Origin of the sequence: Streptomyces sp. DH10 (genome assembly GCF_029813805.1) — a bacterium.
Lineage (GTDB): Bacteria > Actinomycetota > Actinomycetes > Streptomycetales > Streptomycetaceae > Streptomyces > Streptomyces coeruleofuscus.
In genome coordinates this window covers 33,234-45,298 of record NZ_JARVKU010000028.1, presented here as the reverse complement: position 1 = coordinate 45,298, position 12,065 = coordinate 33,234, and the positions used below count along the sequence as shown (strand labels likewise).

At 69.6% G+C, this 12,065-nt stretch carries 13 protein-coding genes; 10 read left to right on the top strand and 3 right to left on the bottom strand.

Translation table 11 applies throughout. The features are described from left to right. Positions 1-118 precede the first annotated feature (118 nt). Together QC385_RS38335 and QC385_RS38330 are read left to right on the top strand one after the other, a co-directional pair. Positions 119-604: a cation:proton antiporter regulatory subunit gene (locus QC385_RS38335; RefSeq protein WP_279546019.1), complete on the top strand. Its 486-nt coding sequence runs from the start codon at positions 119-121 to the stop codon at positions 602-604. Between the two features lie 4 nt (positions 605-608). Next, positions 609-1,832, top strand: a complete 1,224-nt coding sequence (locus QC385_RS38330; RefSeq protein WP_279546018.1) for a cation:proton antiporter — start codon at positions 609-611, stop codon at positions 1,830-1,832. A 91-nt stretch (positions 1,833-1,923) separates the two neighbouring features. On the opposite strand, the gene QC385_RS38325 is transcribed toward QC385_RS38330, so the two are convergent. After that, positions 1,924-2,331 carry a MazG nucleotide pyrophosphohydrolase domain-containing protein gene (locus tag QC385_RS38325; protein ID WP_279546017.1) on the bottom strand — a complete coding sequence of 136 codons (408 nt, stop codon included), beginning with the start codon at positions 2,329-2,331 and terminating at the stop codon, positions 1,924-1,926. A gap of 109 nt (positions 2,332-2,440) precedes the next feature. Between QC385_RS38325 and QC385_RS38320 the strand changes: the two genes are divergently transcribed. Then, on the top strand, positions 2,441-3,442 hold the full coding sequence (locus QC385_RS38320) for a TAXI family TRAP transporter solute-binding subunit (RefSeq protein ID WP_279546016.1): 1,002 nt from the start codon (positions 2,441-2,443) through the stop codon (positions 3,440-3,442). A gap of 25 nt (positions 3,443-3,467) precedes the next feature. Here the strand turns inward: QC385_RS38320 and QC385_RS38315 are convergent, their stop codons facing one another. Beyond that, positions 3,468-4,871 (bottom strand): sensor histidine kinase, encoded by a 1,404-nt coding sequence (locus tag QC385_RS38315; RefSeq protein ID WP_279546015.1) that lies wholly within the window; start codon positions 4,869-4,871, stop codon positions 3,468-3,470. 9 nt (positions 4,872-4,880) lie between these two features. Beyond that, positions 4,881-5,567 (bottom strand): response regulator transcription factor, encoded by a 687-nt coding sequence (locus QC385_RS38310; protein WP_010034790.1) that lies wholly within the window; start codon positions 5,565-5,567, stop codon positions 4,881-4,883. A gap of 290 nt (positions 5,568-5,857) precedes the next feature. On the opposite strand from QC385_RS38310, the gene QC385_RS38305 reads away from it, so the two are divergent. The 7 genes from QC385_RS38305 (at position 5,858) to QC385_RS38280 (ending at position 12,050) form a co-directional block, all read left to right on the top strand. Next, on the top strand, positions 5,858-6,634 hold the full coding sequence (locus tag QC385_RS38305) for an amino acid ABC transporter ATP-binding protein (RefSeq protein ID WP_279546014.1): 777 nt from the start codon (positions 5,858-5,860) through the stop codon (positions 6,632-6,634). Positions 6,635-6,709: 75 nt separating this feature from the next. Then, a complete protein-coding gene (locus tag QC385_RS38300; RefSeq protein ID WP_279546013.1) occupies positions 6,710-7,552 on the top strand; it encodes a glutamate ABC transporter substrate-binding protein in 843 nt (280 codons plus the stop codon). Between the two features lie 128 nt (positions 7,553-7,680). Next, positions 7,681-8,358 (top strand): amino acid ABC transporter permease, encoded by a 678-nt coding sequence (locus QC385_RS38295; RefSeq protein ID WP_279546012.1) that lies wholly within the window; start codon positions 7,681-7,683, stop codon positions 8,356-8,358. Further along, the gene (locus tag QC385_RS38290; RefSeq protein WP_279546011.1) at positions 8,355-9,263 is read left to right on the top strand and encodes an amino acid ABC transporter permease; all 909 of its coding nucleotides are present in this window, start codon (positions 8,355-8,357) and stop codon (positions 9,261-9,263) included. The genes QC385_RS38295 and QC385_RS38290 overlap by 4 nt, the downstream gene beginning before the upstream one ends. A 281-nt stretch (positions 9,264-9,544) precedes the next feature. Next, positions 9,545-11,152 (top strand): FAD-dependent monooxygenase, encoded by a 1,608-nt coding sequence (locus tag QC385_RS38285; RefSeq protein ID WP_279546010.1) that lies wholly within the window; start codon positions 9,545-9,547, stop codon positions 11,150-11,152. After that, entirely contained in the window at positions 11,130-11,333 is a 204-nt protein-coding gene (locus tag QC385_RS44395; protein WP_443033094.1) for a putative leader peptide, read from the top strand. Before QC385_RS38285 ends, QC385_RS44395 begins: the two co-directional genes overlap by 23 nt. Positions 11,334-11,588: 255 nt before the next feature. Next, the gene (locus QC385_RS38280; RefSeq protein WP_443033093.1) at positions 11,589-12,050 is read left to right on the top strand and encodes a cysteine dioxygenase; all 462 of its coding nucleotides are present in this window, start codon (positions 11,589-11,591) and stop codon (positions 12,048-12,050) included. Positions 12,051-12,065 lie beyond the last annotated feature (15 nt).

Genomic DNA, 12,065 nt, shown 5'->3' with positions numbered 1-12,065 from the left:
CCGTCACGACACCCATGTCGTCACCGTACGGCTGGATGACAGCATGCGGACTTGACCCGTCCGTCGATCGACACCGTTCACCAGACCGACCAGAGCCAGACGAACAAGGGGAAGAAACGTGTCAGCTCCGCGCCTGAGGGCGACGCCGCTGCCGGGCATCGGGGTCCAGTACGACCTGGAGACCCGGGAACACCGCCATCTGTCGGTGGTGGCGCACCGCGACGGCACACGCACGGTGAACGTGTACCGGGCCGACGATCCCGACTCCTGCGCGCACTCCCTGCGACTGTCCAGCTCGGAGGCCGGTTCGCTGATCGACGCGCTGAAGCCGTCCCACCACAGCCCGAGTCTGCTGTACACCACGGACCTGGGGCTGGTCGCCGAGCGGATCGAGGTGGCGGCGACCTCGCACTGGAACGGGCGGGTCCTGGGTGACACGCGGATGCGGACGGACACGGGGGCGTCGGTCGTGGCGGTGCTGCGCCGGGCCGAGGCCATCCCCTCACCCGCGCCGGACTTCCGGCTGGCGGGCGGTGACACGCTGATCGTCGTCGGCACCCGTGAGGGCGTCGACGGCGCCGCGACGATACTCGGTCGGGAGTGAGCCGGTGCACTCCGCGGTCCTCCTGATCGAGTTCGGTTCCATCATCCTCGGCCTCGGCCTGCTAGGCCGGTTCGCCGGCCGCTTCCGGCTGTCGCCGATACCGCTGTACCTCCTGGCCGGTCTGGCCTTCGGCGAGGGCGGTCTGCTGCCGCTGGGCGCGAGCGAGGAGTTCGTCGCCACGGGCGCCGAGATCGGCGTCATCCTGCTGCTGTTGATGCTGGGTCTCGAGTACACGGCGAGCGATCTGGTCTCCAACCTCAAGACCCACTACCCGTCCGGTCTGGTCGACTGCGCGCTCAACGCCCTGCCGGGGGCGGCGGTGGCGCTGCTGCTCGGCTGGGGGCCGGTGGCCGCCGTCGTCCTGGCCGGTGTCACCTGGATCTCGTCGTCCGGAGTGATCGCGAAGGTCCTCGGCGATCTGGGCCGGGTCGGCAACCGGGAGACGCCGGTGATCCTCAGCGTGCTCGTGCTGGAGGATCTGGCGATGGCGGTGTACCTGCCCATCGTCACCGCTTTGGTGGCGGGAGCCGGGCTACTGGCCGGCAGTCTGACCCTGGCGATCGCGCTGGGCGCGGCGGGCCTCGTCCTGTTCGTGGCGCTGCGCTACGGCAGGGTCATCTCCCGCTTCGTCTCCAGCGACGATCCCGAGAAGCTGCTGCTGGTCGTGCTGGGTCTGACGATCCTGGTCGCGGGGGTGGCGCAGCACCTCCAGGTGTCGGCGGCGGTGGGGGCCTTCCTGGTGGGCATCGCGTTGTCGGGAGAAGTGGCGGAGGGTGCGCACACGCTCCTCAGCCCCCTGCGTGACTTGTTCGCGGCCGTCTTCTTCGTCTTCTTCGGACTGCACACCGACCCGACCAGCATCCCGCCGGTTCTGCTGCCCGCCCTGGGCCTGGCCGTCGTCACCGCCCTGACGAAGATCGCCACCGGCTACTGGGCGGCGCGGCGGGCCGGGATCTCCGTCAAGGGCCGCTGGCGGGCGGGGGGTGCGCTGGTGGCCCGTGGCGAGTTCTCGATCGTCATCGCCGGTCTGGCGGTCTCGGCGGGCATCGAACCGTCTCTCGGCCCCCTGGCCACGGCCTACGTCCTCATCCTGGTCGTCCTGGGCCCCCTCACCGCGCGCTATACGGAGCCCGTGGCGACCTGGTGGAGCCGACGCCGCGAGTCCCCCCGCGGCACGGCGGAGACGACGCCCCGGGCCAAGGAGGCGGACGCGCCGGTGGCCGACTGAGGGGGCCCGGGCAGAGAACAGGGGAGCCGCCGTCGGCCCTGACGGCCGTCAGCAGCGGACAAAGGAGCCGGCGTTGGTCCGGGCGGGCGGCTCAGCCGCCCGCGCCCGGCTCCCACCCCTGCTTCCGCAGCACCCCGGTCACATCCGGTGCCTCATAGTGCTCCCCCTTGAGCACCTTCTTGTCCTCGCGGCGGGAGACGGAACCGTCGGGGCCGATCTTGGTCATGTTGGAGCGGTGGATCTCCGCCAGCACCGCGTCGAGGTCGATGCCGTGGACGAGGGCGGTGCCGTAGGCGACGTAGACGACGTCGGCGAGCTCGTGGGCGAGCCGGTCGAGCGGGCCCGTCACCGACACCTCGGCGACCTCCGCGGCCTCCTCCGCGAGGAGTTCACCGCGGTGGGCGGCGAGCTCCGGGGACACCTCCGTCGGGGTACTGCGGGCGTCCAGGCCGAAGGCGAGGTGGAATTCACGGACCAGATCTGCGGGCGACGAGCTCATGGGGGCGACAGTAGTGGCCGCCACTGACGCTCCCCCTGCCCCCTGTCTGACCCCACCCCGTGAGCCCGCCCCTGGTCAGCGGGGCACCACGGCTGGCAGGATCTCGCGCATGCCCAAGACGTTCCCCCCTCTCGGCAGGCGCCGGGCCCTTCAGGGCGGCGCCGCCTCCCTCGTGGTCCTCGGGCTGCTGCTGTGGTGGCTGCGCCCCTGGGCCGAGGAGCCTCCGAGCGGGACGATCAGGTTCAGCACGGGCACCCAGGCGGGGGTCTACCACGAGTACGGCAAGCTCCTGCGCACCGAGATCGACAAGGACATGCCCGATCTGAAGGTGCGGCTGCTGACCAGTGCCGGTTCGCAGGAGAACGTCGCGGACGTGGCGACGGGCAAGGCCGACTTCGCGATCGCCGCCGCCGACGCGGTCGCCACGTACAAGCTCGACAACAGCACGGGCGCCGACCGGCTGCGCGGTGTCGCGCGCCTGTACGACGACTACGCCCAGCTCGTCGTACCGCCGGACTCGGACATCCGCTCCGTCGCGGACCTGCGCGGCAAGCGCGTGGCCATAGGGCTGCCGAACTCCGGCGTACGGCTGATCGCGAACGGCGTGCTCAGGGCGGCCGGCATCGACCCGGAGAAGGACATCAAGCCGTCGTCGGACGGCATCGACACCGGGCCCAAACGGCTGGGGCACGGCCTCGACGCGTTCTTCTGGTCGGGCGGACTGCCCACGGACGGGCTCAGCCGGCTGGCGAAGAAGTCGGCGTCGGCCTTCCGCTTCGTGCCGATCGACGTCGGCCTCGTAGCCAAGCTGCACGACCAGGGCGGTGCCACGCGCTACTACCGCGCCACCAAGATGCCCGAGTCGGCCTACCCCACCATCCAGCGCGGCGACCCGGTCCCCACCCTGGCGGTGTCCAACGTGCTGGTCACGCGCGACGACATGGACCCCCGGCTCACCGAGTGGCTGACCCGTACGGTGATCGACAGCCGGGACGGCATCGGCTCGACCGTCCACTCCGCCCAGCTGGTCGACGTCCGCACGGCGATCTACACGGACCCGCTCAAGCTGCACGAGGGCGCCCGGCGCTACTACCGGTCCGTCAAGCCGTAGCCCGGCCGCCCCCGCCTCGCCTTCGTTACGCCGGTCCGACCCTCGGCACCGCCACCGTCACCTTCAGCCCGTGCGGCTCGTGATGGTCGTACGTGATCGAGCCACCGCCCGCAGCGAGAAGCGCCCGCGAGATGGACAGTCCGAGGCCGGAGCCCTTGATGTTCTGGTGGCGGCTGCTGCGCCAGAAGCGGTCGCCGATGCGGGCCAGTTCCTCGTCGGTGAGGCCGGGGCCCTCGTCGGTGACGACCACGGTGGAGATGTCACCGTTGGAGGCGACGGTCACCTCGACGGTCCGGCCCTCCGGCGTGAACTTCACCGCGTTGTCGATCACCCCGTCCAGCGCGCTGGACAGCGCCACCGGGTCGGCCCACGCGGTGGTCGGCGGGCAGTCGCCCACCAGGTGGACGCCCTTGGCCTCGGCGGTCGGGGACCAGGCCGCGACCCGTTCGGCGGCGAGCTCGCCGATGTCGGTGATCTTCAGATCGGCCTCGGTGTGCTCGGCCAGCGCCAGGTCGAGCAGATCGTCCAGGACCTGCGCGAGGCGCTTGCCCTCGGACTGGACCGAGGCGATCTCCTGGTTGCCCTCGGGCAGCTCGAAGGAGAGCAGCTCGATGCGCAGCAGCAGCGCCGCGAGCGGGTTGCGCAGTTGGTGCGAGGCGTCGGCGACGAAGGCGCGCTGCTGCTCCAGCACGTCCTCGACGTTGTCCGCCATCTCGTTGAACGACCGGGCCAGGCGCCTGAGTTCCGGCGGACCGCCGGCGGCGGCGACCCGGGACTTCAGCCGGCCCGTGGCGATGTCGTGGGTGGTGGCGTCCAGCACCCGTACGGGCTTGAGCACCCAGCCGGTCAGCCGCAGAGCCGCGCCGACGGCCAGCAGCATCGCGGCGAACTCGCCCGCGCCGATGACCAGCCAGCCGTGCAGCGTGCGGGAGCGCAGCTGCCCGGTGGGCGAGTCGGTGACGACGACCGCGACGACGTCACCGTCCCGGATGACCGGTGAGGCGACCACGAGGTTGCCCCGCTGCCAGGGCCACACCTGCCGCGGGTCGTGGCTGCGGCGGCTGAGCAGCGCCTCGTCGAACGCGTCACGCACCTCGCCCTGCTCCGGCAGGGACCACCCGGCGGGTGCGTGGGCCATGGCACTGCGGCTGCGGTAGAAGACACCGGCCCGGATGCCGTAGACCTTGTAGTAGCTGTCGAGTTCGCTGCTGAGCGTGGCCAGGCGCTCGTTCTCGAACGCGCTGGCGGTCCCGGCGGGCGAGTCGGTGACGAACTGGGCGAGAGCCGCGAAGCGTGCCGTGTCGTCGATCCGGTCGACGACGACCTTCTGCTGCTGGGCGCCGGCCAGGCTGACGGCGAGCGGGACGCCGAGCGCGAGCAGTACGGCCGCCATCAGGACGATCAGCAGCGGGAGCAGACGAGTGCGCACCCGGCCCCGCTATCCGGCAGGCGCGACGAGCCGGTAGCCGACTCCGCGTACGGTCTCGATGAGGGCGGGCATGCGCAGCTTGGCGCGCAAGGACGCGACGTGCACCTCCAGGGTGCGCCCGGTCCCCTCCCAGCTGGTCCGCCACACCTCGCTGATGATCTGCTCCCGGCGGAAGACCACCCCGGGCCGCTGCGCGAGCAGGGCCAGGAGGTCGAACTCCTTGCGGGTCAGCTGGATCACGGTCCCGTCCACGCTGACCCGCCGCGTGGGCAGCTCGATGTGCACAGGGCCGAGGCGCAGTTCCGTCTCGATGCCGCTGGAGGTGTCCTCGTGGGAGGTGCGCCGGCTCACGGCGTGGATACGGGCGAGCAGTTCCCCGGTGTCGTACGGCTTCACCACGTAGTCGTCGGCACCGAGGTTGAGGCCGTGGATGCGGGAGCGCACGTCGGAACGGGCGGTGACCATGATCACCGGCGTGCTGGTGCGCTTGCGGATCTTGCCGCAGACCTCGTATCCGTCCTGGTCGGGCAGGCCGAGGTCGAGCAGGACGACACCGAAGCCGTCGACCTCGGGGACCAGCGCCTGAAGGGCCTCCTCGCCGCTGCGCGCGTGCGTGACGTCGAACCCGTGCCGCGCCAGGACCGCCGACAGGGCGGCGGCGACGTGGTTGTCGTCCTCGACGAGCAGCAGTCTCACCCGGGCCCCCTTCGGTTCACTGGTCGTACGATCTATCTGTGTACAAAAACGCGTGCACGCGCGCGCGTGCACCTTGTGCAGTCACGCTGATGGATGAGGACGGCGTCAAGAGGGTTCCGGTTGCGGGGAGCTTCCGTTACCCGGCCGATATGAGCGCTGCTCATAAGTGCTACGACACGTGTCCGATTGCTATCGGATCGTGATGCTCAGATTCCCCTCAGATGTAATGACGCAGGTCGTAGAGGGTTACTACTGTCCTCCGAAACCGAGGAGGACGGAGCCTGAGAGCGATGACCGAAGTATCGGTGGCCAAGGAAGATGTGGCCGCGACCGGAGAACTGGTCGTCCTGAAGAGCGTCAACAAGCACTTCGGCGCGTTGCACGTACTCCAGGACATCGACCTGACGATCGCCCGCGGCGAAGTCGTCGTGGTCATCGGACCCTCCGGGTCCGGCAAGTCCACCCTGTGCCGCACCATCAACCGCCTGGAGACGATCGACTCCGGCACGATCGCGATCGACGGCAAGCCGCTGCCCGCCGAGGGCAAGGGGCTCGCGCGGCTGCGGGCCGACGTCGGGATGGTCTTCCAGTCCTTCAACCTCTTCGCGCACAAGACCGTGCTCGAGAACGTGACGCTCGGCCAGGTCAAGGTCCGCAAGAAGGACAAGCAGGCGGCCGAGGAGCGGGCCCGTGCCCTGCTCGACCGGGTCGGCGTGGCCGCGCAGGCCGAGAAGTACCCGGCACAGCTCTCCGGCGGCCAGCAGCAGCGCGTCGCGATCGCGCGGGCGCTGGCCATGGAGCCGAAGGTCATGCTCTTCGACGAGCCGACCTCCGCGCTCGACCCCGAGATGATCAACGAGGTGCTGGAGGTCATGCAGCAGCTCGCCCGGGACGGCATGACCATGATCGTCGTCACCCATGAGATGGGTTTCGCACGATCGGCCGCAAACCGCGTGGTGTTCATGGCGGACGGCCGAATCGTCGAGGAGGCTGCGCCCGACCAGTTCTTCAGCAATCCGCGCAGCGACCGTGCCAAGGACTTCTTGTCGAAGATCCTGCACCACTGAGGCGCGCGTCGCTCCTGCGACGACCCGCGTCACCCGAAACGACGGTTTTTCTCTTCACGGCAAAGGATGTTCACCATGAAGCTCCGCAAGGTCTCCGCCGCGGCCGCCACCGCTCTCGTTCTCGCCCTGACCGCTACCGCGTGTGGTGGCGATGACGGCGGTGACTCCAACTCCGGCTCCGGCGGCGGCGACAAGATCAAGGTCGGCATCAAGTACGACCAGCCCGGTCTGGGCCTGAAGGAGCCCGACGGTTCCTTCTCCGGCTTCGACGTGGACGTGGCGACGTACGTGGCCAAGGAACTGGGCTACGAGCCCAACCAGATCGAGTGGGTCGAGACCAAGAGCGCCGACCGTGAGAACGCGCTGTCCCGCGGCGACGTGAAGATGATCGCGGCCACGTACTCGATCACCGACGAGCGCAAGCAGAAGGTCGACTTCGCCGGTCCGTACCTGCTGGCCCACCAGGACCTGCTGGTGAAGAAGGACTCGGACATCACCAAGGCCACGGACCTGAACGAGAAGAAGCTGTGCTCGGTGGCCGGCTCGACCTCGGCGCAGAACGTCAGGGACGACTTCGCGCCGAAGGCTCAGCTGAGCGAGCGCGGTGGCTACTCGGAGTGCCTCTCCGCTCTGCAGAGCGGTGGGGTGGACGCGCTGACCACCGACGACTCGATCCTCGCGGGCTACGCCGCGCAGGAGCAGTACAAGGGTCAGTTCAAGCTGGCCGGCCTGAAGCTGAGCAACGAGAACTACGGCATCGGCGTCAAGAAGGGCGACAAGGCGACCCTCGACAAGATCAACACCGCCCTCGAGAAGATGGTCAGCGACGGTTCCTGGGACAAGGCCGTCAAGGAGAACTTCGGCCCGGCGAACTACAAGAACGAGCCCGCCCCGAAGATCGGCCAGATCGTCCAGTAACGCGGGACTCCGCCGACGCAGGATCCCTGCAGTCCCTGCGGGGATCCGCAGGCGCGCCGCCATCACATCTCTGACGGCGGCGCGCCACGTCCGCCACCTACGCCACCCACCCGGAAGCGCGGGAGATCGTGTTCGACTTTCTTTCAAAATATGACGACCCGTCCGTGCTGGGCGCTTTCTGGGTCACAATTCAGCTCACCGTCTTCTCGGCCATCGGTTCCCTGATCTGGGGCACCCTGCTGGCGGCCATGCGGGTCAGCCCCGTCCCACTGATGCGCGGTTTCGGCACTGCCTACGTGAACGTCGTCCGGAACATCCCACTGACCGTCATCATCGTCTTCACGTCGCTCGGCCTCGCCGACATCTTCGGCGTGACGATGGGCGCGACCGATGACTTCGAGCTCAAGTACTTCCGACTGGCCATCCTCGGTCTCGTTGCCTATACGGCTGCCTTCGTCTGCGAGGCCATCCGCTCCGGCATCAACACCGTGCCCGTCGGTCAAGCGGAGGCGGCACGAGCCATCGGTCTCAGCTTCAGCCAGGTACTGAGGCTCGTCGTACTGCCGCAGGCGTTCCGTTCCGTCATCGGACCACTGGCCAACGTGCTCATCGCACTGACCAAGAACACAACCGTGGCTGCCACCATCGGTGTGGCTGAGGCCGCCCTGCTGATGAAGGAAATGATCGAAAACGAGGCACAGACGCTGCTCATCGGCGCGGTCTTCGCCTTCGGGTTCGTGGTACTGACTCTGCCCACCGGCCTGATCCTCGGCTGGCTGAGCAAGCGACTGGCGGTGAAGCGATGACGTCCGTTCTCTACGACGCCCCGGGCCCGAAGGCCAAGCGGCGCAACCTGCTGTTCTCGGTGCTCTTCTTCGTCCTGCTCGCCCTGCTCCTGTGGTGGGTCTGGCAGACGCTGGACGACAAGAACCAGCTGGAGTGGTCCCTGTGGAAGCCGTTCACCACGTCCGAGGCCTGGACGACCTATCTGCTGCCCGGTCTGGGCGACACGCTGAAGGCCGCAGCCCTCGCCATGGTCATCGCCCTCCCGCTGGGCGCCGTCCTCGGCATCCTGCGCCTGTCCGACCACCGCTGGGTGCGCATCCCGGCCGGCGCGGTGGTCGAGTTCTTCCGGGCCATCCCGGTGCTGCTGCTCATGCTGTTCGCCAACGAGTTCTACGTCCGCTCCACGGGCATCCCCAGCGATGAGCGGCCCCTGTACGCGGTCGTCACCGGACTGGTGCTCTACAACGCGTCGGTCCTCGCCGAGATCGTCCGCGCGGGCATCCTCTCCCTGCCCAAGGGGCAGTCGGAGGCCGCCATGGCGATCGGCCTGCGCAAGAGCCAGACGATGTCGAGCATCCTGCTCCCTCAGGCCGTCACCGCCATGCTGCCCGCCATCGTCAGCCAGCTGGTCGTCATCGTGAAGGACACCGCGCTGGGCGGCGTGATGCTCGGGTTCACCGAGTTGCTCAGCACACGCGCGACGCTCGCGGCCAACTACGCGAACGTCATCCCCAGCTTCATCGTCGTGGCGGTCATCTTCATCATCCTGAACTTCATCCTCACCTCCTTCGCCTCCTGGCTGGAGGGCAGGCTGCGCCGCAGCAAGCGCAGCACGGGTGCTGTTCTCGGTGCCGACAAGGTCGACGACGTGAACGCGGCCGAGGTGGGCGGCACCTACGGCACCGGCGCCGGCGGCTCTATCTGACGGTCCGACAACCGCTACGACTGTGGCCCGCCGGGGATCCGGCGGGCCACAGTCGTACGGAGCCCTGAGCCATCCGGCTCCGGCCAACCCTGAAACCCCATCAAGTGACGAGCGTGTCGCCCGGCTACCCTTGGTGCTGCGGCATGATCGCCACCGGCCGCCGGTCACTTGACGCAAGCACCGGCAATGGGTTGCATACGTTCTGTGATCGTGCACCCTGCTCCGACTTCCTGTTCACCTACGTCTCTCAGGACATCACCACGGGCAGGGGGCGCCGCGCCGTGGACCCGGTGATCATCGTCGGAGCGGGGCCCGTCGGGCTCACGCTCGCCCTGGCGCTGGCGCGGCAGGAGGTGCCGTGTGTCGTCCTCGACGAGGGGCCGGGCAAGGACGAACCCCGTGCGGCGCGCACCGTCGTCCTGCGCGAGGACACCGCCGCTCTCGTGGAACGGCTGACCGGCGTGCCCCTGTCCCGGGCCGGTGCCCACTGGGCCGGATGGCGGTCGATGCGGCGCAAGCAGGTGATCCGCGAGATCCTTTTCGACGGCACCGAGCCCGCCCCCCTGCACATCGCCCAGCACGTGCTGACCGATGCCCTGCGGACCGCCCTCTCCGGAGAACGACTCGTCAAAGTCGCGGTGGACAGCCGGCTCGACGGCCTCGAGCAGGAGCCGTCGGGCGTCACGGCCCACACCCGCGGTCCCAAAGGAACTTATTGGCGTGGCAGTTACCTGGTCGGCTGCGACGGCCCCCGCTCGACCGTGCGCAAGCTCCAGGACATCCGCTTCCCTGGCCGTACGGCGGTGGAACGTCACGCCGTTGCCGCGCTGCGTACGGAACTGCCCTGGCACGACGAGGCGTTGCTGCACCGCATGCCGCCGTGGCGCACGTCGGGCCCCTCGGCCGGCGAGGTCACCGCGCGCCCGCTGCCGGACGGCGTCTGGCGTCTGGACTGGCTCCTGCCGCCCGGCAAGGACCTGGTCACCCCCGAACTGCTGCTGACCCGCATCCGGGAGACCCTGGCCGGCTGGGCGGGCGGGACGACCCCGCCGTACGAACTGCTGGACACCGGCGTCCACACGGTCCACCACCGTCTGGCCCGCCGCTGGCGCGCCGACCGCGTCTTCCTCGCCGGGGACGCGGCACACCTGCTCGGCGCGCTGGGCACGCACGGGCTGGACGAAGGCCTCAGGGACGCCGACAACCTCGCCTGGAAGCTGGCCCTGGCCTGGCACCACGGGCCGCACGAGGCGCTCCTCGACAGCTATCAGACCGAGCGACGGGCGGCCGTCGCCGCCCGGCTGCGCGCCGCCGACCAGGCACTGCCGCTGCTGCGCGGCGGCGGGGGCCTGCGCTCCTACGTCCCCGGCTCGTCCCGGGGCCACGACGCGCTGCTTACGGACGGTCACTTGGGGCTCGGCCAGCTCGGCGCGCCGGGGGCGTACGCCGACTCGCCCCTCGCGCCCGGACGCCTCGAAGGAGAGACCCCCGTCGACACGCCGCCCGGAGCACCGGTCACCGACGTACGGGTCACCGCGGAGGACGGCACCTTCGTACGGCTGCGGGACCGGCTCGGCCGCGGCGCCCTGCTCGTGGTGCTGATCGCCCCGGGTACGGGTGTGTGGGAGCGCAAGCACTGGGTCGGCGCCGGCATCATGCCCCGGCTCGCGGCCGCGGTCACGGCGCTGCCGCATCCCGCCGAGTTGCTGGTCGCCGAGAGCTATCCGGGTGCTGCCGCGCACACGGTGCTCCTGGTGCGTCCCGACGGGCACCTCGTCACCGCGCTGAGCGGAGTGCGGCCGGACGACCTGTACGCGGCGGCGGAGGCCACGGTGGGCGGACCGGCGAAGACGCAGGCCGAAGCCGGTGCGTCGGCCGGCTCTCGCTGACGTCGGCACCGAGAGTGACGTGATCGCTGTCACCGTGCGTCCGCATGGTGACAGTGAGTTGACCGGTCCGGGCGGTCATGGTGTACTCCGGTGCGTGACCGACACCTGTGTGCGCCTGTGGCGGAGGGTCCATATGGACCTCGTCCGCTATGCGGGCTGCGTGTGTCGCCCGTCCTGCTGACTTCGCACCCCTCTTCCTTTGTGCGCGCGCCGCTCTCTGTCTGCTGCGGCCGACGCGCCTGACTCGCGAACTCTCATCAGGACCTTCAGGACGGCACCCGTGTCTGTATCACCTTCCGCATCCCCCGCTGTCTCCTCTTCCGGATCCGATTCCGGATCCGATTCCGGATCCGTTTCCGGCTCCGTTTCCGTTTCCGGCTCCTCGTCTGTCCCCTCCACCGTTTCGGAGCCCACTCAGGCCGACCTCTTCGACTTCGTGCGGCGTACGGCCGCCGACGCCGAGCTGATCGCCTCCCTGCCACTCGACCCGGAAGGCCGCACCTGGGTGCGACTGGACGGGCCAGGCGGCAGCGAGGCCTGGCTGATCGGCTGGCCGCCCGGCACCGGCACCGGCTGGCACGACCACGCCGACTCCGTCGGCGCCTTCCTGACCGCGTCGGGCGAACTCAAGGAGAACTCGCTCGCCGCGCGGCTGCCCACCGACGGCTGGAAGACCCTGGAACTCACCGACGATGTCGACCGCGAACGCCGGCTGCCATCCGGCCAGGGCCGCGCCTTCGGCCGTCACCACGTCCACGAGGTGCTCAACGAGTCCCTCGACCGTCACGCGGTCTCCGTCCACGCCTATTACCCGCCCCTGCCGCAGATCCGCCGCTACAGCCGCAGCGGGTCGATCCTGCGGCTCGAGCAGGTGGAACGACCGGAGGACTGGCAGTGAGCGCGGCGCACGAGC